The sequence below is a fragment of the Roseateles sp. GW835-FHT13E02 genome, from assembly GCF_058794035.1.
Map to the genome: position 1 here is coordinate 1 of NZ_JBXAGJ010000033.1, position 23,441 is coordinate 23,441.

Annotated in this window: 26 protein-coding genes; 11 read left to right on the plus strand and 15 right to left on the minus strand. The window is 67.2% G+C overall.

Translation table 11 applies throughout. The annotated features are described in order from the left end of the window. Positions 1 to 296: 296 nt before the first annotated feature. Positions 297 to 2,081 carry a phosphoenolpyruvate--protein phosphotransferase gene (ptsP, locus tag AC1Q6P_RS22625; protein ID WP_492666192.1) on the minus strand — a complete coding sequence of 595 codons (1,785 nt, stop codon included), beginning with the start codon at positions 2,079 to 2,081 and terminating at the stop codon, positions 297 to 299. Positions 2,082 to 2,205: 124 nt separating this feature from the next. Between ptsP and AC1Q6P_RS22630 the strand changes: the two genes are divergently transcribed. Beyond that, positions 2,206 to 3,063 (plus strand): GNAT family N-acetyltransferase, encoded by an 858-nt coding sequence (locus AC1Q6P_RS22630; RefSeq protein WP_492666193.1) that lies wholly within the window; start codon positions 2,206 to 2,208, stop codon positions 3,061 to 3,063. Positions 3,064 to 3,081: 18 nt separating this feature from the next. On the opposite strand, the gene AC1Q6P_RS22635 is transcribed toward AC1Q6P_RS22630, so the two are convergent. From AC1Q6P_RS22635 to AC1Q6P_RS22645, 3 genes are all read right to left on the minus strand, one after another. Continuing rightward, positions 3,082 to 3,351 (minus strand): HPr family phosphocarrier protein, encoded by a 270-nt coding sequence (locus AC1Q6P_RS22635; protein WP_102769438.1) that lies wholly within the window; start codon positions 3,349 to 3,351, stop codon positions 3,082 to 3,084. 68 nt (positions 3,352 to 3,419) lie between these two features. Next, complete coding sequence (locus AC1Q6P_RS22640; RefSeq protein WP_102769437.1) at positions 3,420 to 3,815, minus strand: PTS sugar transporter subunit IIA; 396 nt, start codon at positions 3,813 to 3,815, stop codon at positions 3,420 to 3,422. A 94-nt stretch (positions 3,816 to 3,909) separates the two neighbouring features. Further along, positions 3,910 to 4,470 carry a hypothetical protein gene (locus AC1Q6P_RS22645; protein ID WP_492666194.1) on the minus strand — a complete coding sequence of 187 codons (561 nt, stop codon included), beginning with the start codon at positions 4,468 to 4,470 and terminating at the stop codon, positions 3,910 to 3,912. A 162-nt stretch (positions 4,471 to 4,632) separates the two neighbouring features. Between AC1Q6P_RS22645 and AC1Q6P_RS22650 the strand changes: the two genes are divergently transcribed. The 4 genes from AC1Q6P_RS22650 to AC1Q6P_RS22665 all read left to right on the plus strand — a co-directional run bounded on the left by AC1Q6P_RS22650 (position 4,633) and on the right by AC1Q6P_RS22665 (position 8,690). Continuing rightward, positions 4,633 to 5,850 carry a CaiB/BaiF CoA transferase family protein gene (locus tag AC1Q6P_RS22650; RefSeq protein WP_492666210.1) on the plus strand — a complete coding sequence of 406 codons (1,218 nt, stop codon included), beginning with the start codon at positions 4,633 to 4,635 and terminating at the stop codon, positions 5,848 to 5,850. 269 nt (positions 5,851 to 6,119) lie between these two features. Then, positions 6,120 to 7,289, plus strand: a complete 1,170-nt coding sequence (locus tag AC1Q6P_RS22655) for an ATP-binding protein (protein WP_492666195.1) — start codon at positions 6,120 to 6,122, stop codon at positions 7,287 to 7,289. 36 nt (positions 7,290 to 7,325) lie between these two features. Next, positions 7,326 to 7,847 (plus strand): TlpA family protein disulfide reductase, encoded by a 522-nt coding sequence (locus tag AC1Q6P_RS22660; RefSeq protein WP_492666196.1) that lies wholly within the window; start codon positions 7,326 to 7,328, stop codon positions 7,845 to 7,847. Positions 7,848 to 7,862: 15 nt separating this feature from the next. Then, entirely contained in the window at positions 7,863 to 8,690 is an 828-nt protein-coding gene (locus AC1Q6P_RS22665; protein ID WP_492666197.1) for a substrate-binding periplasmic protein, read from the plus strand. Between the two features lie 30 nt (positions 8,691 to 8,720). Here the strand turns inward: AC1Q6P_RS22665 and lipA are convergent, their stop codons facing one another. Both lipA and lipB read right to left on the minus strand, forming a co-directional pair. Then, positions 8,721 to 9,728, minus strand: coding sequence for a lipoyl synthase (lipA, locus tag AC1Q6P_RS22670; RefSeq protein WP_102769431.1), 1,008 nt, complete (start codon positions 9,726 to 9,728; stop codon positions 8,721 to 8,723). A 15-nt stretch (positions 9,729 to 9,743) separates the two neighbouring features. Then, entirely contained in the window at positions 9,744 to 10,412 is a 669-nt protein-coding gene (gene lipB / locus AC1Q6P_RS22675; protein WP_492666198.1) for a lipoyl(octanoyl) transferase LipB, read from the minus strand. A gap of 78 nt (positions 10,413 to 10,490) precedes the next feature. Here lipB and AC1Q6P_RS22680 point away from each other — a divergent pair, with 78 nt between their 5' ends. Continuing rightward, on the plus strand, positions 10,491 to 11,195 hold the full coding sequence (locus tag AC1Q6P_RS22680) for a tetratricopeptide repeat protein (protein WP_492666199.1): 705 nt from the start codon (positions 10,491 to 10,493) through the stop codon (positions 11,193 to 11,195). Positions 11,196 to 11,207: 12 nt separating this feature from the next. Here AC1Q6P_RS22680 and AC1Q6P_RS22685 read toward each other — a convergent pair whose 3' ends face one another. The 7 genes from AC1Q6P_RS22685 to AC1Q6P_RS22715 form a co-directional block, all read right to left on the minus strand. Further along, positions 11,208 to 11,510 (minus strand): DUF493 family protein, encoded by a 303-nt coding sequence (locus AC1Q6P_RS22685; protein WP_492666200.1) that lies wholly within the window; start codon positions 11,508 to 11,510, stop codon positions 11,208 to 11,210. Between the two features lie 53 nt (positions 11,511 to 11,563). Beyond that, a complete protein-coding gene (locus AC1Q6P_RS22690; RefSeq protein WP_492666201.1) occupies positions 11,564 to 12,439 on the minus strand; it encodes a D-amino acid aminotransferase in 876 nt (291 codons plus the stop codon). Between the two features lie 82 nt (positions 12,440 to 12,521). Further along, positions 12,522 to 13,724 (minus strand): D-alanyl-D-alanine carboxypeptidase family protein, encoded by a 1,203-nt coding sequence (locus AC1Q6P_RS22695; RefSeq protein WP_492666202.1) that lies wholly within the window; start codon positions 13,722 to 13,724, stop codon positions 12,522 to 12,524. Positions 13,725 to 13,786: 62 nt separating this feature from the next. Beyond that, the gene (locus AC1Q6P_RS22700) at positions 13,787 to 14,425 is read right to left on the minus strand and encodes an alpha/beta hydrolase (RefSeq protein WP_102769425.1); all 639 of its coding nucleotides are present in this window, start codon (positions 14,423 to 14,425) and stop codon (positions 13,787 to 13,789) included. A gap of 18 nt (positions 14,426 to 14,443) precedes the next feature. After that, positions 14,444 to 14,770 (minus strand): (2Fe-2S) ferredoxin domain-containing protein, encoded by a 327-nt coding sequence (locus tag AC1Q6P_RS22705; protein ID WP_102769424.1) that lies wholly within the window; start codon positions 14,768 to 14,770, stop codon positions 14,444 to 14,446. 51 nt (positions 14,771 to 14,821) lie between these two features. Next, positions 14,822 to 15,928 (minus strand): VanZ family protein, encoded by a 1,107-nt coding sequence (locus AC1Q6P_RS22710; RefSeq protein ID WP_492666203.1) that lies wholly within the window; start codon positions 15,926 to 15,928, stop codon positions 14,822 to 14,824. A gap of 14 nt (positions 15,929 to 15,942) precedes the next feature. Next, positions 15,943 to 16,365, minus strand: coding sequence for a CopD family protein (locus AC1Q6P_RS22715; RefSeq protein ID WP_492666204.1), 423 nt, complete (start codon positions 16,363 to 16,365; stop codon positions 15,943 to 15,945). 374 nt (positions 16,366 to 16,739) lie between these two features. On the opposite strand from AC1Q6P_RS22715, the gene hemB reads away from it, so the two are divergent. Next, complete coding sequence (hemB, locus tag AC1Q6P_RS22720; protein WP_492666205.1) at positions 16,740 to 17,753, plus strand: porphobilinogen synthase; 1,014 nt, start codon at positions 16,740 to 16,742, stop codon at positions 17,751 to 17,753. Positions 17,754 to 17,761: 8 nt separating this feature from the next. Beyond that, positions 17,762 to 18,862 carry a magnesium transporter CorA family protein gene (locus AC1Q6P_RS22725; protein ID WP_492666206.1) on the plus strand — a complete coding sequence of 367 codons (1,101 nt, stop codon included), beginning with the start codon at positions 17,762 to 17,764 and terminating at the stop codon, positions 18,860 to 18,862. A 9-nt stretch (positions 18,863 to 18,871) separates the two neighbouring features. Here AC1Q6P_RS22725 and ybeY read toward each other — a convergent pair whose 3' ends face one another. Together ybeY and AC1Q6P_RS22735 are read right to left on the minus strand one after the other, a co-directional pair. Then, positions 18,872 to 19,318 carry an rRNA maturation RNase YbeY gene (gene ybeY / locus AC1Q6P_RS22730; protein WP_492666207.1) on the minus strand — a complete coding sequence of 149 codons (447 nt, stop codon included), beginning with the start codon at positions 19,316 to 19,318 and terminating at the stop codon, positions 18,872 to 18,874. After that, entirely contained in the window at positions 19,315 to 20,349 is a 1,035-nt protein-coding gene (locus AC1Q6P_RS22735) for a PhoH family protein (RefSeq protein ID WP_492666208.1), read from the minus strand. The genes ybeY and AC1Q6P_RS22735 overlap by 4 nt, the downstream gene beginning before the upstream one ends. 300 nt (positions 20,350 to 20,649) lie before the next feature. On the opposite strand from AC1Q6P_RS22735, the gene AC1Q6P_RS22740 reads away from it, so the two are divergent. The 3 genes from AC1Q6P_RS22740 to ruvA all read left to right on the plus strand — a co-directional run bounded on the left by AC1Q6P_RS22740 (position 20,650) and on the right by ruvA (position 23,431). Next, on the plus strand, positions 20,650 to 21,975 hold the full coding sequence (locus AC1Q6P_RS22740; RefSeq protein ID WP_492666209.1) for a sensor histidine kinase: 1,326 nt from the start codon (positions 20,650 to 20,652) through the stop codon (positions 21,973 to 21,975). Positions 21,976 to 22,120: 145 nt separating this feature from the next. Beyond that, entirely contained in the window at positions 22,121 to 22,774 is a 654-nt protein-coding gene (locus AC1Q6P_RS22745) for a response regulator (protein ID WP_102769750.1), read from the plus strand. Positions 22,775 to 22,858: 84 nt separating this feature from the next. Then, positions 22,859 to 23,431 (plus strand): Holliday junction branch migration protein RuvA, encoded by a 573-nt coding sequence (gene ruvA, locus AC1Q6P_RS22750; protein WP_102769417.1) that lies wholly within the window; start codon positions 22,859 to 22,861, stop codon positions 23,429 to 23,431. Positions 23,432 to 23,441: the final 10 nt, after the last annotated feature.

A 23,441-nucleotide genomic window follows, 5' to 3' on the forward strand; every position in this document is an offset into this window, starting at 1 on the left:
ACCCTTTCGAGTCACTCGCTGACTTCCGAAGAAGTGTTTCTGTGCAGCGAAGCCCTCTACTGTAGCACAGGAATTTTTGACTCAGCAAGACTTTCGCTCGAAAGTTTCATGGCGGTCCAGAGGTCCCCGGATCGCCACACAGGATCAAGGACGGATCGAGGGCGGCACTCAGCCCGACAAATGCCGTGAGGTGGCCCGCCTGAATCCAAACGCTTTGCTCGCTCACATGCCGCTGCGGGCGCGGGCAACACGGATACGTCAAGCGCCGTTCGCGCCCGATGCCCGCCGGACAGCCATCATTGCAGGCTGTGCGTTCCCTTGTGCGAGGCAAACACCGCCTGCGCCTCGCGCTGCGGATCTTCGCTGGCCAAGACTTGCGGCAACACGCGCGCCAGGCGGGCGGCATCGGCGCGCAAGATGCGCTGCTTGACCGACGGGATCTGCGACGGGTGCATGGAAAAACTGCGCAGCCCCATGGCCAGCAGCAGGTCCGTGAAGACCGGGTCACCGGCCATTTCGCCGCAGACGCTCACAGATTTGCCCGCGGCGACCGATTCCGCGATGGAGCGCGACAACAGCTGCAACACCGCCGGATGCCAGGGGTCATACAGATGGGCCACGGCCTCGTCGGCGCGGTCAATGGCCAGGGTGTACTGAATCAAGTCATTGGTGCCGACCGAAACGAAATCGACATGGCGCAGGATCAGCGGCAGCATCACGGCCGCCGCGGGAATCTCCACCATCACCCCCAGATCCACTTTCGTGAAGGCCTGGCCGGCGTCGGTCAGCTGCTGCTGCACCTTCTTGACCGATTCCAGGATCTGCCGCACCTCGCCGAGATGCGCCACCATGGGAATCAAGAGGCGAACCTTGCCAAAAGCACTGGCGCGATAGATCGCACGCAGCTGCTGGCGGAACATGCTGGGCTCGGCCAAGCTCCAACGGATGGCGCGCAAACCCATGGCCGGGTTGAGCACATGCTCGTGGCGCAACTCGCTGGCGCTCATGCGATCGAGCGGCTTGTCCGCCCCCACATCCACCGTGCGGATCGTCACCGGCATGCCGCGCATGGCCTCGACCGCTGCCTTGTAGGCGATGAACTGCTCTTCCTCGCTCGGCAGCTCACCGCCGCGGTTCATGAACAAGAACTCGCTGCGGAACAGGCCCACGCCCGTAGCACCGGATTCGATGGCCCCGGCCGCATCCGCCGGCAGCTCGATATTGGCGTGCAGCTCGACCCGCTCGCCGTCCAGCGTCACCGCCGGCGTGTGGCGCAAACGGGTCAGGCGAGCGCGCTCCAGCTCGCTCTGGCGCTGACGGAAGCGGTACTCCTCCAGCATGATGGGCGAGGGGTTGACGATCACCGCGCCGGCATCGCCGTCGATGATGACCCAATCGTCGTGGCGGATCAGGCGCGAGGCCTCACGCGTGCCCACGACCGCCGGGATGTCCATGCTGCGCGCCACGATGGCGGTGTGCGAGGTCTTGCCGCCAATGTCGGTGATGAAACCGTGGAACACGCTGCGCTTGAACTGCATCATGTCGGCCGGTGCAATATCGGCCGCCACCAGCAACAGCGGGTCTTCGCCAGCGAAATCACGCTGCACCACGCTGGCGGCATCGACCGGCGCCAGACCTTGCTCACGCGCCAGGGCGCTGAGCACCCGCTCGACCACCTGCTCCAGGTCGGCCTTGCGCTCGCGCAGGTAGTCGTCTTCCATCTCGTCGAACTGCCGAGCCAGCACTTCCAGCTGGGCAGACAGCGCCCATTCGGCGTTGTAGTGGCGCTCGATGATCCACTGTTTGGTGGCACCGGTCAGCGCGTCGTCGTGCAGCAGCATCAAGTGGACATCGAGCAAAGCGGCCAGCTCATGCGGTGCATCACCCGGCAGGTCTTGCTTGAGGGCCTCCAGCTCGGCGGCCACCACATCGCGGGCCCGCAGGGCGCGCTGGATTTCCGATTCGATCTGCGCCTCGGCGATGAAGTAATGCGCCACATCGACCCGGCTGGACGCCACCAGCACCGCCCGGCCGATGGCCACGCCGCGCGAAACAGGAATACCAAAGACCTGGAAGCTCATGCGCCGACTTTAGCAGCGCCGATGGCTCAAGACCGGCGTCATCGAGACGTCATTCCGGCGTCACGGCCCCGTCATTGCGGCCGCCGAGCATGGCGAGGCCAACAACGAACCGCTCGAGGCCACCATGAGGGATCTTCCGCTGCCCACGCTGCCCTTCTCCGATCTGCGCGCTCTGAAGACCGAGCGCCGCCCCGGCATGACTCCGCCTGCGGCGCTGCGCCCGGCGCCGGTTGCCGCGGCACCCGCGCGTCTGGACGTCAGCTGGGCCCGGCATGAAGACGATGTGCGCGAAGCCCAGCGCTTGCGCTACCAGGTCTTCGCCGAAGAAATGGGCGCCCGCCTGAGCGTGCCGCACGGCGCACCGGCCCGTCACGACATCGACACCTTCGATGCGTTTTGCGAGCACCTGCTGGTGCGTGAGGTCGATGCCCATGGCCGCGTCGGTCAGGTGATTGGCACCTACCGCGTGCTGACTCCGGCCGCCGCCAAGCAAGCCGGCGGCTGGTACAGCGAGACCGAGTTCGACCTGACCCGCCTGCGTGGCCTGCGCGAGCAAATGGTGGAACTGGGTCGCTCCTGCATCCACCCGGACCACCGCTCGGGCGGCGCCATCATGGCGCTCTGGGGCGCGCTGGCGGAATTCATGATGCGCAACAAGCTGGACACCATGATCGGCTGCGCCAGCGTCAGCATGCGCGACGGCGGGCATTTCGCGGCCAGCCTGTGGAAGCAGCTGGAGCAAAGCCATCTGGCCAGCATCGAATGGCAGGTGCGCCCTCGCCTGCCGCTGCCGGTGGAAGAACTGCGCCACGATCTGGTGGTGGAAGCACCGCCGCTGATCAAGGGCTATCTGCGCTGCGGCGCCCGCATCCTGGGCGCACCGGCCTGGGATCCTGACTTCAACACCGCCGACCTGCCGATGATGATGCGCCTGGCCGACCTGCCCTCGCGCTACCGCCGGCACTTCATGGGCGGCCAATAAGGGCCGCCCGGGCGGGGCTCACTGGCCCTCGCCGAACTTGTCGTTGACCAGGGCCGTGATGGCGTCCTGAGCCGCTTGCTCATCGACGCCATCGGTTTCCAGCTCAACCTGGGAGCCCAGGCCGGCCGCCAACATCATGACGCCCATGATGCTCTTGGCATTGACGCGCCGGCTGTTGCGGCTCATGAAGACCTCGCACTGAAAGCTGCCCGCCAGCTTGGTCAGCTTGGCCGAGGCGCGGGCATGCAGGCCCAGTTTGTTGCTGATGGTGAGCGTGGACTTGATCATTGAAACTCAGGACTCCAAAGAAAGACGATTCACCGTCGGCATCCATCGATACGCGAGCGCCCTGCGAATCAGGGCGCAGCACCCGGGGTCTCGGACAGAACAATGCCCGACTGCCCGCCCCCGCTGGCCCGCTCGGCCAGGCTGGCCAGCGGTTGGCCGGCGTAGCACAGCGAGCGCCACAACATCGGCACATTGACCCCGCTGATCACCTGCACCGTGGCGCTGCGCAAGCGCAAGGCCGCGTTGCTGGGCGTGGCGCCGAACACATCGGTCAGCACCAGGTTCTCGGCATGGCCGCCAGCCAGCAGCAAGGCGCGTGCCGCGCTCTCCACCGCCTCGGCGGACATCTCGGGCGTCACGTCCAAGACCTGCAATTGCCGGGCGCAATCCGGAAAGGTGTGCTCCGCCACTGCTTTCAGGGCAGAGGCAAGCGGGGCGTGAGCGATCAAGAGCAGTCCGGACATGGCATCCCATTATCAATGCAGCTCAGCCGCTGGCCGGCTGAAACCCGCTCTGCCGCACACGGCAAGAAGCGGTCTTTTTCATCCATACCGAAGCTCAAGTCTCCAGCTTCATCGCGTTGATGAAGCCATCCCAAGCCGCCGGCTGGCGCTTGGGTGCCAGCATCAGCACCTGATAGACCCAGAGGCCGCGGGTGAACAGGGCCAGATCCACCTCGCTCGGGCCCGCCCCCCCGGGGCCAGCCGGGCTGCGCAAATGCAGCTGCACGGCCTCCGGGCTGGGCGTCATGCCCGGCACCTGGAGGGCTTGCGGCGCGCCGACCTCAGCGGCACCCAGCTTGCTCAGCACCGACTCACGCATCTGCCGCATGGCCGGTGTGACCAGCGCCGGGTCGCGCACCTCGGCCCAGGAGACCGAAAAGGTGATGCCATCGGCCTTGCACTGCGCCATGCCCATGCGTGCCGGCTCGCTGGCCGTGGCCGGGCGGCTGTGAACCTCAGGCTTGCAGGGGAACATCAGCAAGAGGCCCGAATCGGCCGGCCGCACCTCGCGCCAGTCCAGGCCTGGCGAACAGGCCGCCAGCGAAGCCGGCAACAGGAAAACACAAGCCCAACGCGAAAACGCGGGGCGGCGGCGGAACGGGCGAGGCGATGTCATCCGGGCATTATCGGAGCCCGGTACGCAGCGCCAGCACGCACAATGATTCGCATGAATCCATCGCAGACGAATTCCTCCTCGATGCCGGGCGCGGACTCGGCCTCCACTCCGCAGGCCCCGCAGACCCAGCAGGCCCCGCACCTTGCCTCCCTGCTCCCGCCCATGGCCCTGGCCGGAGTGCGCGTGCTGGACCTGTCGCGCGTGCTGGCCGGCCCCTGGTGCACCCAGACCCTGGCCGACCTCGGCGCCGATGTGATCAAGGTCGAGCGCCCCGGTAGCGGTGACGACACCCGCGCCTGGGGCCCGCCCTATTTGAAAGACGCGCAAGGCCAGGACACCTCGGAAGCGGCCTACTACCTGGGCGCCAACCGCAACAAGCGCTCGATCGCCATCGACATCGCCTGCGCAGAGGGTCAGGCCTTGATCCGGCGCCTGGCGCAGCAGGCCGATGTGCTGGTGGAAAACTTCAAGGTCGGGGATCTGGCCCGATTCGGCCTCGATGCACAAAGCCTGCAAGAGGCCAACCCGCGCCTGGTCGTCTGCTCCATCACCGGCTTCGGCCAGACCGGGCCTTACAGCGACCGGGCCGGTTACGACTACGCCATCCAGGGCATGGGCGGGCTGATGAGCATCACCGGCGAGCGCGACGACAAGCCCGGGGGCGGCCCGCAGAAAGTGGGCGTGGCGGTGGCCGACCTGTTCACCGGGCTCTACGCCACCGTGGCCGTGCTGGCGGCCCTGCGCCATGCCGAAGCCACCGGGCGCGGGCAAATCATCGACATGGCCTTGCTGGACACCCAGGTGGCCATGCTGGCCAATGTCGGCGCCAACTTCCTGTGCACCGGCCGCGCGCCCGGCCGCCTGGGCAATGCCCATGCCAATATCGTGCCCTACCAAGTCTTCGCGGCCAGCGACGGCCACCTGATTCTGGCCGTGGGCAACGACGCGCAGTTCGCCAAATTCTGCGAAATCGCCGGCCACAGCGAATGGGCGCAGGATCCGCGCTTTGCCCGCAACAGCGCGCGCGTGCGCTACCGCGTCGAGCTGGTGCCGCTGATCGAGGCGGCGCTGCTCACCCAAGCGCGCGACCACTGGCTGCGTGCGTTGGAGGCCGCCAAAGTGCCTTGCGGCCCGATCAACAACCTGGCCGAAACCTTTGCCGACCCGCAGGTGCAGGCGCGCGGCACCGTCGTGCCCCTGGCCCACCCGCTCAGCGACGAGCTGCGCGTGGTGGCCAACCCGATCAAGCTCTCGCTGACCCCGGTGAGCTACCGGCACGCGCCACCGTTGCTGGGCCAGCACACGCGCGAGATCCTGAGCGAAGCCGGCTGCAGCGAGGCCGAGATCGAGGCCTTGCTCGCCAGCGGCGCGGTGGCCTGAAGCGGCGGCAGGCGCTTCACCCTAGCCCCTCAAATCAGCGGTATCTGCATGCAAATCCCCAGCTTCAGCGTGCAGATTTCACCGAAATGCCACCAGCCGGCCTGCCACTCGGGTTTGCCCCCGGATCGGGGGATGGACGCTGAGCGGCTTCACCATGACCATGGCGACCGCTGCGGGAAACGCCCTCTCGATCGCTTCCCAGGCCGATAAACACAAGAAACGCAACGCCCGCTTCAGCAGCAGCAATCCCCAGCTCCCCCGCCCCTGTCATGCGCACCCCGCTCCCCCCTTCAGCCAACGCCAACGCTGCGAACGATGTCGCTGGCGAGCCGAGCCATGCGCAATGGGCCGAGATCGTGCAGCAGTTGGGCGCAGAGATCGCCGGGCCGCTGAGCTCCGCGCTGGAGCGCATCCACAAGCTGGTCAGCACCGGCCAGATCGACCGGCAAAGCCTGCGCGCCCTGCGTGAAAGCGTCAGCCAGGCGCGCGAGGCCGGCATGGTCGGCCAGCAGCTGGCCCGTTTGGCATCCGGGCGCCTGCACCTGTCGCGCGAGAAAATGCATCTGACCCAGGTGCTGCGCAGCGTGCTGGCCCAGCGCAGCCGCGAGACCCAGGCACGTGGCATCCAGGTGCGCCAGGTGCTCAAGCCCATCGAGGTCATGACCGATGGCTCCCTGCTGTTCTCCCTGCTCAATGCCTTGATGGACTGGGCCTTGGCCAGCACGCACAGCTCCATCGACCTGCGCCTGGACCTGACCCCTTGGCCGGCCAAGGCCCGCCTGGTCTGCCGCTTTGCCCATCGCTCGCTGGACCTGCTGGATGACCCGCGCGCCGCTGAAACCCCGGCCACCCTGAACTCCCTGGCCTGGCGCCTGGTCGAACAGACGGCCATCACCCTGGGCGTGCTGCCGCTGCGCGAGGACGAAGCCGGCATCACGGTGCTGACGCTGGAGTTCCCCCACATCGTCGGCGACGAGGCCAATGGCCTGGCCGCCACCGAGCGCGCGCTCGACGCACCCAGCGAAAGCGAGAGCTCGCAGGACTATCCGCCCTCCAGCAATTCCAAACCCCTGGCCGGCAGCCATGTGCTGGTGATCGCCCAGCGCCGCGAGCTGCGCAGCCAGCTGCAGGCGGCCATGCAGCACATGGGCCTGATCATCGATGTGGTCGGCAGCATGGAGGAGGCCGCCCAGTTCTGTGCCGAAGGCCTGCCGCATGGCATCGTCTTCGAAGCCCGCCTGCGCGGGCCCGAGTTCGACCGGCTCTACGCCGAGGCCATGCGCGAAGTGCCCGACTTCAGCTTTGTGGAAGTGCTGGACGAGGCGCACAAGACCCAGCTCTCCACCGCCACCCCCGACGGCCTGGCGCGCATCTCGCGCCAGCATCTCAACGACGCCCTGCCTTCAGTGCTGCTGTTCGAACTGTCCAAAGGCCTGTGAAGGCAGCGCCACGGCGCAGGCTCTAAACTCCAGGTCATGACGACATCGAAGACCTCCCGCCTGCTCGCCCCTGCCTTGCTGGTCCTGGCCCTGGCTGGCGGTGCCTACCTGGCCTACCAGAGCCTGGGTGCCCGCGAAACCGCGCCGCGGGTGGACTATGTGCTGCTGGACGGCAAGAAGGCCGATTCCAGCCAGTGGCGGGGCCAGGTCATGCTGGTCAACTTCTGGGCCACCAGCTGCACCACCTGCGTCAAGGAAATGCCGCAGATCGTCGCCACGCATGAGAAGTTCAAGGGCCGTGGCTTCGACACACTGGCCGTGGCCATGAGCTATGACCCGCCGGCCTTTGTCGCCAAGTTCGCCGAAAGCCGGCAGCTGCCCTTCGGCGTGGCCATCGACAACACCGGCCAGATCGCCCAAAGCTTCGGCCGCGTGCAGCTGACGCCGACCACGCTGCTGATCAACAAGCGCGGCGAGGTGGTCAAGCGCTATGTCGGCGAACCGGATTTCGCGGCCCTGCACGCCCTGGTCGAAAAGCTGCTGGCCGAATCGGCCTGAGGCCCGCGCGAGCGCTTGCATGTCGAGAACGCGGCCACCACCCACAGGCGCTGCCTCTGCGCCCTGCTCGCGGCGTTTGCGCTCGGCACGCACCACCCGGTCTGGGCTGAAGACGGCCCGGGCACCAAGCCCGCGGCGCCCTTGGTCCTGGCCGGCGAGGACGATTGGCCGCCCTACAGCGCCGCCGAGAAGCCCGGCGCTGACACGCAGCGCCCGCCGGTCGGCTTCAGCGTCGACCTGATCCGCGCGGCCCTGGCCACGCAAGGTGTGCAGGTGCAGATCGTCACCGTGCCCTTTTCGCGCTGCATGCTCTACGCCAAGACCGGTCAGGTCGCGGGCTGTTTCAACGCCACCATCACCGACGACAACCGCAACGACTACGTCTGGCACCAGCCGGCCATGTTCGAGGAAGAGCTGTCCATCTTCGGCCGGGCCGACGACACCAGCCCCGAGATGCGCTTGTCCGATCTGCGCGGCAAGCGAGTGGCCTACACCAATGGCTACACCTACCCCAGCGAGTTCATGCACGACGCGCGCATCCAGAAGTTCAGCGCCGTCTCCGATGCCGCCCTGATCCGCATGCTCTTGAGCAAACGCGTGGACTACATCCTCCTGAACCGCACGCCGGCCTGGCTGCGCATCGACAACACGCCCGAATTCCGCGGCCAGCTGCGCCGCACCGGGCTGATCTCCATGGATGGCTTCTGGGTCGCGTTTTCCAAACAGCACCCGCAGGGCGAGCGCCTGGCCCAGCAGTTCAGCCAGGGCCTGGCGCAGATGCGCAAGGACGGCAGCTACCAGCGCCTGGTCGACGAGTTCAGACGCCGGGTCCGCTACCGCTGAGCGCGGCGCCGACCCGACGACAGGCCGTGCTCAGGACGCGGCCGGAGCTTCCGCGCCGGCGGCCAGCACGCCATGCGCCTGCTGGTCGGCGTGATAGCTGCTGCGCACCATGGCGCCCACGGCCGCGTGGGTGAAGCCCATCTTGTAGGCCTCTTCCTCGAACATCTTGAAGGTGTCCGGGTGCACATAGCGGCGCACCGGCAGGTGGTGGCCGGAAGGAGCGAGATACTGGCCGATGGTCAGCATGTCGATGTGGTGGGCGCGCATATCGCGCATGACCTGGAGGATTTCCTCATCCGTCTCGCCCAGGCCCACCATGATGCCGCTCTTGGTGGGCACGCCGGGCACTTCTTCCTTGAAGCGCTTGAGCAGGTTGAGGCTGAACTCGTAGTCCGAGCCCGGGCGCGCTTCCTTGTAGAGGCGCGGCGCGGTTTCCAGGTTGTGGTTCATCACGTCCGGCGGTGCGGCCTTGAGGATGTCCAGCGCACGATCCATGCGGCCGCGGAAATCCGGCACCAGCACTTCGATCTGGGTCGAGGGGCTGAGTTCGCGCACCTTGCGGATGCACTCGGCAAAGTGGCCGGCGCCCCCGTCACGCAGGTCATCGCGGTCCACGCTGGTGATCACCACATACTTGAGCTTGAGCGCGGCGATGGTCTTGGCCAGGTTCTCGGGCTCGTTCACATCGAGCGGATCGGGGCGGCCATGGCCGACATCGCAGAAGGGGCAGCGGCGGGTGCACTTGTCACCCATGATCATGAAGGTAGCCGTGCCCTTGCCGAAGCATTCACCGATATTGGGGCAGGAGGCTTCTTCGCAGACCGTGTGCAGCTTTTGCTCGCGCAGGATCTGCTTGATTTCGTAGAAACGGGTGCTGGGCGAGCCGGCCTTGACGCGAATCCAGTCGGGCTTTTTCAGCGTCTCGGCGGGCACGATCTTGATCGGGATGCGCGCAGTCTTGGCCTGGGATTTCTGCTTGGCCGTGGCGTCGTACGCCTCGCCTGTCTTTGCTTCGTGAGTGATGTTCTCGGTCGCCATGCCAGCCTCGTTTCGTCAACGCTCCAGCTGGGCTTGCAGCCGTTCCCCGAAGCGCTGGGCCACTTCGGGCCAATCCGCAAAAACCCCAAGTGTAACGAGGTCCACCGTGCGCAGCCCCGCATAGCCACAGGGGTTGATGCCCGAGAAGGGTTGCAGGTCCATGGCCACATTGAGGGCCACACCGTGATACGTGCAGTGGCGCGTGACCTTGATGCCCAGGGCCGCCACCTTGCCCAGGCCGCGGAAGGGGTCGTCGGCCGGCGCCGGGCCGGTCAGCGCCGCATGGGCAAACGGGTCGTCCAGGCGCACATAGATGCCCGGCGCGCCGGCCACACGGTGACCGGTGACGCCGTAGCTGTCCAGGGTTTGGATCACCGCCGTTTCCAGGCGGAACACAAACTCACGCACATAGATGCCCAGGCGCTGCAGGTTGACCAGCGGGTAGGCAACCACCTGGCCGGGGCCGTGGTAGGTCACCTGGCCGCCGCGGTTGGTCTGCACCACCGGGATGCCGGCGGCGGCCAGCACATGGTCGGCCTTGCCGGCCAGGCCTTGGGTGTAGGTGGGGGGATGCTCGCAGAGCCAGAGCTCGTCTTCGGCCTCGGGCCCGCGCTGTTCGCTGAAGGCCCGCATGGCGTCGACCGTCTCGGCGTAGTCGACCCGGCCCAGGTTTTTCACAATCATGCCGACATGGTAGCCAAGCCTGCAGGGCGGCGTGAAATCGGCTACCGTCTGGCCCTTCTGACCCGGAGCCCTTCACCGATGCCCACGCTGCGCCCGACCTTTCTCTGGAAGACAAGAAACCATTGCGTGGCGGCCCTGCTCGCGCTCGGACTCGCCCCGCTGTGGGCACAGGAGGGCGCGGCGACCGAGCCGCCGGCCACGCCGCTGGAGCGCGCCGTGCACGCCTACGAGGCCGGGGATCTGAAAGCGGCCGCGCGCGCCTTCACCGCGCTGTCGGCCAAGGCTCGCCCCCTGCCCCTGGCCGACTACAACCTGGCCATGATGCATTTGCGCGAGGAGCTGCCCAAGCCCAGCCCGCGCCGGGCCGAACGCCTGCTCAAGCGCGCCGCCGCCGGCGGCCTGGTGCGCGCCGAGCTGGCCCTGGCCCAGCTCTACGAGCAAGGCCTGCTGGGCAAGCCGAACCTGGCCCAGGCCCTGACCTGGAATCTGCGCGCGGCCGAGCGCGGCAGCAGCGAGGCCCAGGTCGCCCTGGCCACCGCCTACTACCTCGGGCGCGGCACGCCGCCGAACCCCGAGCAGGCCGCGCACTGGTTCCGCGAGGCAGCCAAGTCGGGCGATGTGGGCGCGCAGTACCTGCTCGCCTCGATGTACGAAACCGGTTTGGGTGTGCCGGCCGATCTGCGCTTAGCCCGCTATTGGTACGACATCGCCGCACGCAACGGCGACGAAGGCGCGCCCTACAAGCTCAAGGCCATCGACGAACAGCTGGGGCGTGGAGAGTGAGGCTTCGCGGCCTCAAAGCACCACTTTCACCATCGGGTGCGTGGACAGCGTGCGGTACAGCTCGTCGAGCTGCTCGCGGCTGGTCACGCGCACGGTGAGGGTCAGGCCCAGGTAGTTGCCGGCCTTGCTGGGGCGCTGCTCCACGGTGGCCGGATCAAAACCAGGGTCGAAGGCCTGGGCCACCTGCACGATGGCTTCCACATAACCCTCCGCCTTGGCCCCCATCACCTTGATGGGGAAATGGGCCGGGTAGGTGATCAGCGACTGCTCGGGCGGGATGTCCGGCGGCTGCTGCATGGGGGGGAATTGGCTCATGGTGCTTCTTCAACAATCAAAAGATTCGGATCAAGGGACGCAGATGCGTCGTTTCAGATCGATTGCAAGGGCTTGGCGCGCTGGTAGGCCTCGTAGAGCCGGGCGTAGACCGGGCCGGGCTTGCCATGCAGGGCGCCATGGCCCACCGGCTGGTGGTCCAGGCGGGTCACCGCCAGCACTTCCTTGCCGGCCGAGCTGAGGATGATCTCGTCGGCCGCAAACAGCTCAGCCTCGGAGATGGGTCGCAGGTTGTAGCCGATGCCGCATTCTTCGCAGAGCTCGCGCAGCAGCTCGACACGGATGCCTTCGAGCAGGTCCTCGCTGCGCGGCGGGCCCAGCAAAGCGCCCTCCTTGACGATCCAGACATTGGAGGAGGCGCCCTCGGTCAGGAAACCGTCGCGCAGCAGAATCGTCTCGGCCGCGCCCTCGTCGGCCGAGATCTGCCGGGCCAGCACATTGCCCAGCAGGGAGATGCTCTTGATGTCACCGCGCTGCCAGCGGAAATCACGCGCGCTGATGCAGGCCACGCCGCGGTGCCGTTCTTCGGCCGACATCGGCTTGGAGGACATGCTGTAGGCAAACACCGTGGGCACGGCGCCCTCGGGCATGGCGTGGTTGCGCGGCGCGACGCCGCGCGTCACTTGCAGATAGATCAGCTGCTCGTCCGCAGCCACGCCGCGCACCAGCTCTCGCGCCAGCTCCAGCCACTGCGCGCGCAGCAGCGGGCTGGTGATGCGCAGCTTGGCCAGATTGCGCTCCAGCCGCTCCATGTGCGATTCGAAGCGGAACAGGCGGCGCTCGTAGACCGGCAGCACCTCGTAGACCCCATCGCCGAAGATGAAGCCTCGGTCCATGACCGATATCTTGGCCTCGGCCAAGGGCTGGAACGCGCCGTTCAGGTAGCAGCGGACATCAGGCAAAGCAAGCATGGGGCGGGCCTCCGGCTCCAAAAAACAGCGTTCTCGTCAGCCCCAAGCTTACGCCCGCGGCGCGCGGGCCCGGCTCAGGGGATCACTTGATCCACAAACGCATGGCGTCCCAGGCGCGACCGAAGATGCCGGCCAGCGGCACCTCTTCCAACACCACCAGGGGCACCTCGGCCACCGGCACGCCGCCGGCCGTGCTGACCTTGAGCGTGCCCACGCGTTGGCCCTTGCTCAGCGGTGCGACCAGCGGATCGGTGCGCTCGATCTGCGTCTGCAGCTTGGCGCCGTCGCCACGCGGCACGGCTACGAACACCGCGCCCGCCGCGCCCAGCTTGGCCTGCGGGCTGGCACCCTTCCAGACCGGCACGGTGCTGATGGCTGCGTCCTTTTCAAACAGGCGCACGGCGTCAAAGGCCGAGTAGCCCCAGTTCAGGAGCTTCTGGCTCTCGGTCGCGCGCGCTTCCTTGGAGGCCGTGCCCATGACCACGCTGAGCAGGCGGCGCTTGCCGTTGGGGAACTCGCGCTGGGCGCTGGAGACCAGGCAGTAGCCCGCGGCTTCGGTGTAGCCGGTCTTCATGCCGTCGACGCTGGGGTCGCGGCGCAGCAGCAGATTGCGGTTTTCCTGGCGGATCTTGTTGAAGGTGAACTCGCGCTGCGAGTAGTAGCCGTAGTACTCGGGGAAGTCGCGGATCAGGTTGGAGGCGATGATCGACAGATCGCGCGCGCTGCTCTTGTGGCCCGGCTCGGTCATGCCGGTCACGTTCTTGAACTGCGTGTTCTTCAAGCCCCAGGCCTGGGCCTGGCGGTTCATCAAGGCCACGAACTGCTCGACCGTGCCGGCCACGCCTTCGGCCAGGGCCACGGACGCATCGTTGCCGCTCTGGATGATCATGCCGCGCAGCAGCTCGTCGACCTTGGGCGTCATGGTCGTGTTGATGAACATCAGCGAGGGGTCGCCCTTGCGCTCGTCCCAGGCGCGGGTGGAGACCGGCAGGGCCTGCTCCAGGGTCAGGCGCTTGTCGCGCAGGGCACCAAACACCACATAAGCCGTCATCAGCTTGGTCAGCGAGGCGGGGTCATTCGGGGTGTCGGCGTCGCGCTCGCTGAGCACGCGATTGGCGCTCATGTCCAGCAGCAGATAGCTGCGCGCGGCGATCTCGGGGCCAGGCATCTGCGATGCCGCTTGGGCCTGGCTGGCGGCGGCCGGCGCCTGAGCCAGCACCGCAGGCGAAACCAGGGCCGAAGCCGCGGCCAGAGAGATAGCGAGGGGGAGCGAATAACGATTCATCACAGGGGTTCTTTCGACTCGGGTTCAGGCGAGTCCAGGCAGGGAAACAGGGGCAGGCGTGCTCAAGCGCGCCAGTTGCGCACGACCAGATTGCGCAGCAGGGGCAGCTGGCCGTGGAAGAAATGGCCGACGCCCGGCACCACCACCACCGGCAGCGACTGCGGCCGCGCCCAGTCCAGCACCGAGCTCAGGGGCACGACATCGTCCACCTCGCCGTGGATGACCAAGGTCTCGGGCGGCACCGGCGCGGTGTCGAAGCGGCTGGTCGCCGGGCCCACCAGCGCCAGCCGTTCGGCGCGCTGGTCCTCGGGCAGGCGCAGCGCGGCTTGTGAAGCCACGTAGCCGCCAAACGAAAAGCCGGCCAGCACCAGGGGCTCGCCCGGCTCGCGCAGCGCGGCCAGCACGGCCAGGGCATCGTCGATCTCGCCGCGGCCCTCGTCCCAGCCGCCTTCGGACTTGCCGATGCCGCGGAAGTTGAAGCGGGCCACGCGGTAGCCCAGCTGCACAAAGGCGCGCGCCAGGGTCTGCACCACCTTGTTGTCCATGGTGCCGCCCTGGGTCGGGTTGGGGTGGCAGACCAGGGCCAGGCCGCGCGTGGGCGGCATGGGCAGATCGGCATGGCCGCTGGCGGGCCGGTCGATGGCGCATTCAATGGCGCCGGCCGGGCCCGGCACCAGGCGCTTTTCGGTCAAGGAATTCATGGCGAGCGCGGCGCCTCTTCAGCGGCCGACGCTGTCGGGCAGCACCAGGCGCTCAACCACTTCGCCGCCTTTGAGATGCTTGTCGACGATCTCGTCGATGTCGGTTTGGTCAACGTAGGTGTACCAGACGGCCTCGGGATAGACCACGGCCACCGGGCCACCGGCGCAGCGGTCGAGGCAACCAGCCTTGTTGACGCGCACGCCGCCCTGGCCGCCCAGGCCCAGTTCGCGCACCCGCGCCTTGCAGTGGTCGAAGCCCGCCTGAGCGCCATGCTGGGCACAGCTGTTGTCACCGTTTTCGCGGTGGTTCAGGCAGAAGAAGATGTGGCGCTCGAAATAGCTCATGCCGCCATTGTAGGGAGCCGAGGCAAGAAACCCTGGGGTTCACCCTTTGTTTCAGGACTCACGGCGGGCGATCACGCGCAGCAGCCAGGCCAGGGCTGCAAACGGCCAGACCCAGCCCAGCCATTGGGCCAGGCCGTACATATTGATGAAGCGGCCCAGCTCCCAGGTCTGCAGGCGTTCTTCGAGGTAAGGGTCGGTCGGTGCCTGGCTGACCAGGGCGATCAAGCTGCTCAAGACGATCAGGCCCAGGGCCGCATTGACCCGGCGCGGCAAGGCACTGGCCGCCATGCCGAGCAGCGTACCCACCAGCAAGCCCGGCCCGCTGGCCAGGGTCAACCAGGACCAGGCATGTTGCGGACCAAAATTGAGGCCGGTGGAAATCGCCGTGCCCAGCGCGCCCAGGCCCAGTGCACCCAAGCCCAGCACCAGGCGACGCTTGCCCGGCCGCGCCACCGACAAAGCCACCAAGGTGGGGGCCAGCACGCCCAGCGCGATGGCAATCGCCTCCAGCCCCGGAGGCAAGGCGCGGGCGGCACTCTCGCTGAGTTCATCGCCCCATTGCAGAGCCCAGGGCGTGCCGGCTAACAGATCGACCGCCGCCACCTGCAGGCGCGGCAGCCATTGGCCCAGGCCCAGCGGCACCGGCGTCGGGAACAGCAGGCCCAGGGGCCAGAGCGCCAGCAGCGCCAGCGCACCGGCACTGTGCGGCTGGAACCAGTAATCGCGCACATCCTCCCAGCGCCGCAGACCGCCCAGGCGGTAGAGCAGCCAGGCCAGCCCCACCCCGAGCCAGGCGCCGGCGCTGTTGAGCAGAAAATCGCCCAGGGCGGGCACCCGGCTGGGCAGGAAGTACTGCAGGCTCTCGAGGCTGTAGGACAGCAGCGGCCCGGCCAGCAGGCTCAGCAGCAGGCCACTGCGCAGACGCCAGCCGCTGCGCATGGCGGCGGCAAAACACAGAAACCCAAAAGGCAGATAGCCCGCAAGATTGGCCTGCAGATCGATCCAGCTGGCATAGCGCGACCAGGGCAGACCCAGCATGCCGCGCCCGTCCAGGCCGGGCGGCCAGACCCAGGGCCCGAAAGGATAGAGGCTGGCGTAGACGATCAGTGCCGTGCAAGCCAGCAGCAGCCAGGAGGCAGAGCTTTGGCGGCGCACCATGGCGAGCCCGTGGCTCAGAAGGGCTTGACGACCACCAGCACGACGATGGCGATGAACATCAGCACGGCCACCTCGTTGAAGACCCGGAACCAGCGGTGGCTGCGGCGGTTGGCCGACTGCTCAAAGCTGCGCAGGATGGCCTTGCAAACATGGTGATAGCCGATCACCCCGATCACCAGGAGCAGCTTGGTGTGCATCCAGCCCTGGTTGAAGCCGGCGAAATTGAGCGACCACATCCAGCCGCCCAAGACCAGCGCCGGGATCATCAGCAAGGTGGCGAAGCGGTAGAGCTTGCGCGCCATCAGCAGCAGGCGCTCGCGCTCGGCATGGCTGTCGGCCGGCACCATGGCCAGGTTGACGAAGATGCGCGGCAGGTAGAACAAGCCGGCGAACCAGCTGGCCACGAAAACGATGTGAAAGGCTTTGATCCAGAGCATCGCCGCATTATGCGGGGCGCATTCGCCGGGGCAGGAATCGGGCTGGAGTCGCAGACGAGAACGAACTGCAAAGCGGCTGAAGATGCCACGCAAAGACCTCGCGGGCAAAAAAAGGCCCCGGCCACAAAGCCGGGGCTGGAAAGCCTTATCGCTGTCATCACGCTAAGGCTCCTGCTCAGGGAGGAAAAGCAGGGAACGACCACCTTGCGGCTATCATTCAAAGTGAATTTTAACATAAGCGTCATCGGAGGGCGCATCAGGGAAGTCGCGTAGATTGCGCAGTCCCTCACGCATGCGAACGAGGAAGCGGCCGATCCGGCCCGCCCCGGCGCGCGCGCCACCTCCTGCCACGCCATCTCTCCCGGAGTTGATCAGTGTCCCTGCCCGCCCCCTACCCCGCCAGCCGCCCCCGCCGCCTGCGCCGCGATGCCTTCACCCGGGCCCTGGTCCGCGAGCACCATGTGCGCGCCAGCGATCTGATCCTGCCGGTGTTCGTGCACGAGGGCGAGAACCGGGTCGAGCCCGTCGCCTCCATGCCTGGCGTGGCCCGCCTGAGCCTGGACCGTCTGCTCGACGTGGCGCGCGAATGCGTGGACCTGGGCATTCCGGTACTGGCGCTGTTCCCGGTGATCGACGCCTCGCTCAAGACCCCCGACGGCCGCGAAGCCACCAACCCCGACGGCCTGGTGCCGCGCGTGGTGCGGGCGCTCAAGGAACAGGTGCCGGAGCTGGGCGTGCTGACCGATGTGGCCCTGGACCCCTTCACCAGCCACGGCCAGGACGGCGTGCTGGACGAGCGCGGCTACATCCTCAACGACCAGACCGTTGAGATCCTGGCCCAGCAAGCCCTGGTGCAGGCCGCTGCCGGCGTGGACATCGTGGCGCCCAGCGACATGATGGACGGCCGCATCGGTGCCATCCGCACGGCGCTGGAAGCCCATGGCCACATCCACACCCGCATCATGGCCTACAGCGCCAAGTACGCGAGTGCCTTCTACGGCCCCTTCCGCGATGCCGTCGGCTCGGCCGCCAACCTCGGCAAGGCCGACAAGAAGACCTACCAGATGGACCCGGGCAACAGCGACGAGGCCTTGCGCGAAGTCGGCCTCGATCTGGCCGAAGGCGCCGACATGGTGATGGTCAAGCCCGGCATGCCTTACCTCGACATCGTGCGGCGTGTGAAGGACGAGTTCCGCGTGCCCACCTTCGCCTACCAGGTCAGCGGCGAGTACGCCATGATCAAGGCCGCCGCCGCCAACGGCTGGCTGGACCACGACGCGGTGATGATGGAATCCCTGCTGGCCTTCAAGCGCGCTGGCGCCGATGGCGTGCTGACATATTTCGCGCTGGAAGCCGCGCGCCTGCTCAAGCAAGCGAAAGCCGGCTGATCCCTGGGATGCGCCTGTTCCACATCCACGGCGACCAGTTCACCGAGCTGAGCCAGCTGCCGGCCGATTTGCCCGCCGATGGCTTCCTCTGGCTGGGCTATGGCCGGCGCGAGTTCGAGCTGCAGCTGGGCGAGATCCAGCAAGGCCTGCAGCGCTGGGGCTGCGGTCAGCTGGTGGACCTGCATGTCTCTGACCTGCTGAACAACCAGCTGCCCTCGCATTTCGACTACACCAGCTGGTACGACCTCTTGGTATTTCGGCGCCTGGCCGCGGCGCCCGGCCATGAGCATCTGCTGGCCGACCCGGAGCATGGCACCCTGCACAGCACCCACCAGGCACTCAAGGCCATCGACACCAGCCCGGTGGGCTTTGCAGTCTTCGACCGGGTACTGCTGACCGTGCACCCGACCGACTGCCTGGTGCGCGATTACTTCGCCAGCAAGATGGGCGCCCTGGCCGAAGGCCGCGATCTGCGCGGCAGCGCCCGCCTGCCCAACAGCCCGGCCGAGCTGATGCTGCGCATGGTCAACCACATGGTGGACAGCTATCTGGAGCTGCGCCGCCTGCTGACCCGGCAGATGACGGCGCTGCAGCGCACGCTGATGGACGCCAACAGCCATTTCGAGGACTGGCCTCTGCTGCTGGAATCGCGCGACGCCCTGCACCGGTTGGAAGACACCTGCGAAGACCAACGCAGCGCCATCCAGGAATGGATCGATGTGCTGGACGATTGGCCCTCGGCCGAGGAGCCGGCAGCGCAGCGCGAGCGCGAGCTGCTGCGCGTGCGCTCACGCGATGTGCAGGAGCACATCGAACGGGTGCTGGCCCATGTGCGGCGCATGGAGTCGTCCAGCGAGTCGGCGGTGCAGATGCACTTCTCGGCCCTGGGCCATCGCACCAACTCCATCATGCGCACGCTGACGGTGCTGACCGCCATCTTCCTGCCGCTGAACCTGATCACCGGCATCTTCGGCATGAACTTCGACGGCCTGCCCCTGATCCACAAGGCCGCCGGCTTCTGGGTCGCCTTCGGCCTGATGCTGGCCGTGGGCCTGGGCCTGGGCCTGTTCTTCTGGCGCAAACGCTATTTAGGCACGCGCCACGGCTGAGGCGTCGCTTCAGCGCGCCGCGTACGGGTCGGCAAAACCGAGGGCCTGCATCAGCTCGCTTTCACGCGCTTCCATGCAGGCGGCTTCGTCGTCTTCCTCGTGGTCATAACCCTGGGCATGCAGGGTGCCGTGCACCAGCATGTGGGCGTAGTGCGCCGCCAGATCGAGGCCGGCTTCTTTGGCCTCGCGCTCCACCACTTCGGCGCAGATGACCAAGTCGGCCGTCACCACGGGTTCGTGGCTGTAGTCGAAGGTCAGCACATTGGTCGCGTAGTCCTTGCTGCGGAACTCGCGGTTGAGCTGCTGCCCCTCCTCGGCACCGACGATGCGCACGGTGATCTCGCCCGGCAGCTCCAGGGCGCTGCGGATCCAGCGCGCCACCTTGTGGCGGGGCAGCAGCGCCTTGTGGCGCGGGTCGGCAAATTGCAGGGACAGGCTCAGTTCGGGCAGGCTCATGGCGCGGCTTTCTTGGTTTTGGTGAACGAGGCCGGGCTCGTTGAACGGCCGTGCGCCTCGTAGGCATCGACGATGCGGGCCACCAGCGGGTGGCGCAGCACATCGGCGCTGCTGAAATGGGTCATGGCCACGCCCTCGACGCCGGCCAGCACCTGCTCGGCCTCGACCAGGCCGCTGTTCACGCCCTTGGGCAGGTCGATCTGGCTGGTGTCGCCGGTGACCACGCAGCGGCTGCCAAAGCCGAGCCGGGTCAGAAACATCTTCATCTGCTCGGGCGTGGTGTTCTGGGCTTCGTCCAGGATGACGAAGGCATGGTTGAGGGTGCGGCCGCGCATGAAGGCCAGGGGGGCGACTTCGAGCTGGCCTTTCTCAAACGCCTTGCTGACCTTGTCGAAACCCATCAGCTCGTAGAGCGCGTCGTAGAGCGGGCGCAGATAGGGGTCGACCTTTTGCGTCAGGTCGCCGGGCAGAAAGCCCAGGCGCTCGCCTGCCTCCACGGCCGGGCGGGTCAGGATGATGCGCTGCACCGTGCTGCGCTCGAGCGCGTCGACGGCACAGGCCACGGCCAGAAAGGTCTTGCCCGTGCCCGCCGGCCCCAGGCCCAGGGTGATGTCCTGGTTCAGGATCTGGTGCAGGTACTCATGCTGGCGCGGCGTGCGGGCGGCCAGATCGGCCCGCCGGGTGCGCAGCACGATCTCGCTGGGCGCGGCCCGGGGCAAAACTGCGGCAGCGCGCTTCACCGTGCTGCGCCGGGACATGCGGGCCGGTCCCAGCTCGGCGACCGCCTCGGCCAGGGCCACATGCATCAGCTCGGGCGGAATCGCCCGGCGGCTGCGCTCGTACAAGGCCAGCAAGAGCTGCAGCGCGCGCTCGGCAGCGGCCTTGGGGCCCTCGATGCGCACACGCTCGTTCTGGCGGCCGATGCGCACGGCCAGGGCCAGCTCGATCTGGCGCAGATGTTCATCCAGGCTGCCGCACAAATGGGCCAGACGCTTGTTGTCGACCGGGGCAAACTCGTGGTGAAGAATCACAGGGGCACTTTCTTCTAGGGATTTGGCAACAAGTGCATTGTCGCGCGGGCTTCTTGCACATGGGAGAGACGCCTCTGTCCTGCACAATCGGGCCCCATGCTGAGCCTGTTACAAGAAGAAACGCCCCACCCGCTCGCGGCCGCAGCCGCGGCCTCTGAACCTTGCCCCCCTTGCCTCGCAGCGAAACCCGCACTTCGAGGACTGGCCGGCCTGACGCTTTGCTTCATCGGCAGCCCCGCGCTGGCCGCGGGCACCGGGGCATCGAGCGGCCACGCGGGGCTGAGTTTCGGCCTGGCGGGCATGCTCCTGATGATGGCCTTGAGTGTGCTGACCCTGGCCTACCGCCACGGTCATGAGCGCGGCGCCGGATTGGGCCTGGGCGGGTGGATGCTGAGCCTGGCCCTGACGGCCGTGCTGAGCGTGGTGGGACCGATCGGCAGCGCCACGCTGGCACCGGCCCTGAACCTGGGCCTGCTGGCACTTGCCACCTGGTGCAGCCTCAAGTTCTTCCTGAGCCGCACCTTGCCCATGCCGCTGTGGCAAGACCTGCTGCTGCTGGGCCAGATGCTCTTGCTGCCGGCCCTGTCCAGCACCTTGCAGAACAGCCCCAGCCCGGCCACGGCAGCCTGGGCCGGCCCTTTGCACCAGTTCGCGCCGACCTGGCTGGCGCTGCAATCGCTGCTGGCCATGGCCAGCGGCTGGAAGCGGCGCGTGCGCCGGCCTGACGCTGAAGCCAAAGATGGCGGCAACGCTGCGGCCAGCCGTCGGCAGGAGGCCCGCTTCACACCGACTCTGCTGCTCGTCTGCGGCCTCGGTCTGCTGGCCGGCGCGGCGGCCGCAGCCCTGACCGGCGTGGCAGCCATCGAGCTGGGCTTGGCCCTGGGTCTGCTGCTGCCGCTGAGCCTGCTGGCCCTGGGCCTGCAGTACCTGCTGAGCTTCGCCCAGGACCGCCTGGAGGCCGAGAAGGAACATGCCCAGTTCGAGCACCGCATGCAGGAGCGGGTCACCGAGATGGAGCGCAATTTCGGCGCGCTGGCGGAGCAGCGTCTCGAGCAGGTCACCGAGCGCGAGCGCAAGCGCATTGCCGCCGACCTGCACGACGACCTGGGCGCCAAGCTGCTGACCATCGTGCACACCAGCGAGTCGGACCGCATCTCCAGCCTGGCCCGCGAGGCCCTGGAAGAAATGCGCCTGTCGGTGCGCGGCCTGACCGGCAAGCCCGTGCATCTGCTCGACGCCCTGGGCGACTGGCGCGCCGAGGTGGTGTCGCGCCTGGGTCAGGCCAATATCAATGCCGAGTGGAAGTCACCGTCCGAAGACATCACCCACACCCTGCCGGCGCGTGCTTACGTGCAAACCACGCGCATCTTCCGCGAGGCGGTCAGCAACATCATCAAGCACAGCGGCGGCACCAACTGCACCATCAGCTGCAGCGTGCAGGATGGAGACTTCGTGGTGGTGATTCAAGACAATGGCCAAGGCATCCCGGCCGAGCTGGACGGCCGCCTGGACCGCGGCCACGGCATGGCCAGCATGAAGGCGCGGGCCAAGCAGATGCATGGCCAATGTCTGGTGGAGTCGGGCCCCGGCTGGGGAACCGTGATCCGCCTCACGATTCCCCTCTGACCCTTCAACCCCAAACCCGCGCATCATTCAGTTTGACGCTGCAACTGCCGAAATTGTCATACCGCTGGACCCATGTCCAGCCCAACCCTGAACGCCACCCTGCAGGCGCGCATACCGCGTGACCACAGGGCCGACCGAGAACGCCATGGACCACATCCTGCTGCTTGAAGACATTCCCGAGATCCGCGCCTGGCTGAAGGCGCTGGTGAAACAAGTGTTCGCCAATGCCCAGATCACCGAGTGCTCCCGCGTGCAGGATGCGCTGGCCCTGGTCAACAGCCAGCGTTTCAACCTCGCCCTGCTGGACCTGGGCCTGCCCGACGGCTCGGGCGTCGATGTGATTGCCGCGCTGCGCGAGAAGCAGCCCGAGGTGCAATCCGTCATCGTCACCATCCACGACGACGACGAGCACCTGTTCCCCGCTCTGCAGGCCGGCGCTTTCGGCTATCTGCTGAAAGAGCAATCGCGCGAGCTGCTGGTCGAGCAGTTGCAGCGCATGAGCCAGGGCGAGCCGCCGCTGTCGCCCTCGATCGCCCGCAAGGTGATCTCGCACTTCGCCAACCAGAAACGCCCGCAAGCGGCCGCCGTGCTGCATGAAGTCTCCCTGACCGACCGCGAGACCGAGGTGCTGCTGCGCGTGGCCAAGGGCTTCACCCTGCCCGAGATCGGCGTGCAACTGGGCCTGTCGCGCCACACGATTGCCGATTACGTGAAGCAGATCTACCGCAAGCTCAATGTGTCCTCGCGCGCCGAAGCGGCACTGGAAGCGCAGCGCCTGGGCTTGTTCGGCCGGAACTGAGCTGCGCGCCGCCGGCGACGGTGCGCTGCAAAATACTGGACGAACATCCAGCAGACGCACGCCAAACGCGGATAATCCGCGCTCATGATTGGCAAGCTCAGCGGCGTCATCGCGGAAAAATCGCCCCCGCAGGTTCTCATCGATGTGCAAGGGGTCGGCTACGAGCTCGACGTGCCCATGAGCACCTTCTACAACCTGCCCGCCCTGGGCGAGCGCACCAGCCTGCTGACGCACCTGAGCATCCGCGAGGATGCCCATGTGCTGTTCGGCTTCCTGACCGCCGAAGAGCGTGCCACCTTCCGGCAGCTGATCAAGATCAGCGGTGTGGGCCCCAAGATGGCCTTGTCCCTGCTGTCCGGCCTGTCGGTCGCCGAGCTGGCCCAAGCCGTGTCCAAGCAGGAGGCCGGCCGCCTGGTCAAGGTGCCCGGCATCGGCAAGAAGACGGCCGAGCGCCTGCTGCTGGAGCTCAAGGGCAAGCTGGGCCCCGATCTGGCCCTGCCGGCCAGCCTGGCCAACGACAACCAGGGCGACATCCTGCAAGCCCTGGTGGCCCTGGGCTACAGCGAGAAGGAAGCCACCGCCGCGCTCAAGCTGCTGCCGCCCGATGTGGGCGTCAGCGAGGGCATCAAGCAGGCGCTGAAGTCGCTGTCGCGTTGATGATCAGGGT

Bases quoted from the DNA above. Each gene is read 5' to 3' on its own strand.
- ptsP (WP_492666192.1), bottom strand. From the start codon at position 2,081: ATGAGCTTCCAGGTCTTTGGTATTCCTGTTTCGCGCGGCGTGGCCATC.
- AC1Q6P_RS22630 (WP_492666193.1), top strand. From the start codon at position 2,206: ATGAGGGATCTTCCGCTGCCCACGCTGCCCTTCTCCGATCTGCGCGCT.
- AC1Q6P_RS22635 (WP_102769438.1), bottom strand. From the start codon at position 3,351: ATGATCAAGTCCACGCTCACCATCAGCAACAAACTGGGCCTGCATGCC.
- AC1Q6P_RS22640 (WP_102769437.1), bottom strand. From the start codon at position 3,815: ATGTCCGGACTGCTCTTGATCGCTCACGCCCCGCTTGCCTCTGCCCTG.
- AC1Q6P_RS22645 (WP_492666194.1), bottom strand. From the start codon at position 4,470: ATGACATCGCCTCGCCCGTTCCGCCGCCGCCCCGCGTTTTCGCGTTGG.
- AC1Q6P_RS22650 (WP_492666210.1), top strand. From the start codon at position 4,633: ATGGCCCTGGCCGGAGTGCGCGTGCTGGACCTGTCGCGCGTGCTGGCC.
- AC1Q6P_RS22655 (WP_492666195.1), top strand. From the start codon at position 6,120: ATGCGCACCCCGCTCCCCCCTTCAGCCAACGCCAACGCTGCGAACGAT.
- AC1Q6P_RS22660 (WP_492666196.1), top strand. From the start codon at position 7,326: ATGACGACATCGAAGACCTCCCGCCTGCTCGCCCCTGCCTTGCTGGTC.
- lipA (WP_102769431.1), bottom strand. From the start codon at position 9,728: ATGGCGACCGAGAACATCACTCACGAAGCAAAGACAGGCGAGGCGTAC.
- lipB (WP_492666198.1), bottom strand. From the start codon at position 10,412: ATGATTGTGAAAAACCTGGGCCGGGTCGACTACGCCGAGACGGTCGAC.
- AC1Q6P_RS22680 (WP_492666199.1), top strand. From the start codon at position 10,491: ATGCCCACGCTGCGCCCGACCTTTCTCTGGAAGACAAGAAACCATTGC.
- AC1Q6P_RS22685 (WP_492666200.1), bottom strand. From the start codon at position 11,510: ATGAGCCAATTCCCCCCCATGCAGCAGCCGCCGGACATCCCGCCCGAG.
- AC1Q6P_RS22690 (WP_492666201.1), bottom strand. From the start codon at position 12,439: ATGCTTGCTTTGCCTGATGTCCGCTGCTACCTGAACGGCGCGTTCCAG.
- AC1Q6P_RS22695 (WP_492666202.1), bottom strand. From the start codon at position 13,724: ATGAATCGTTATTCGCTCCCCCTCGCTATCTCTCTGGCCGCGGCTTCG.
- AC1Q6P_RS22700 (WP_102769425.1), bottom strand. From the start codon at position 14,425: ATGAATTCCTTGACCGAAAAGCGCCTGGTGCCGGGCCCGGCCGGCGCC.
- AC1Q6P_RS22705 (WP_102769424.1), bottom strand. From the start codon at position 14,770: ATGAGCTATTTCGAGCGCCACATCTTCTTCTGCCTGAACCACCGCGAA.
- AC1Q6P_RS22710 (WP_492666203.1), bottom strand. From the start codon at position 15,928: ATGGTGCGCCGCCAAAGCTCTGCCTCCTGGCTGCTGCTGGCTTGCACG.
- AC1Q6P_RS22715 (WP_492666204.1), bottom strand. From the start codon at position 16,365: ATGCTCTGGATCAAAGCCTTTCACATCGTTTTCGTGGCCAGCTGGTTC.
- AC1Q6P_RS22725 (WP_492666206.1), top strand. From the start codon at position 17,762: ATGCGCCTGTTCCACATCCACGGCGACCAGTTCACCGAGCTGAGCCAG.
- ybeY (WP_492666207.1), bottom strand. From the start codon at position 19,318: ATGAGCCTGCCCGAACTGAGCCTGTCCCTGCAATTTGCCGACCCGCGC.
- AC1Q6P_RS22740 (WP_492666209.1), top strand. From the start codon at position 20,650: ATGCTCCTGATGATGGCCTTGAGTGTGCTGACCCTGGCCTACCGCCAC.
- AC1Q6P_RS22745 (WP_102769750.1), top strand. From the start codon at position 22,121: ATGGACCACATCCTGCTGCTTGAAGACATTCCCGAGATCCGCGCCTGG.
- ruvA (WP_102769417.1), top strand. From the start codon at position 22,859: ATGATTGGCAAGCTCAGCGGCGTCATCGCGGAAAAATCGCCCCCGCAG.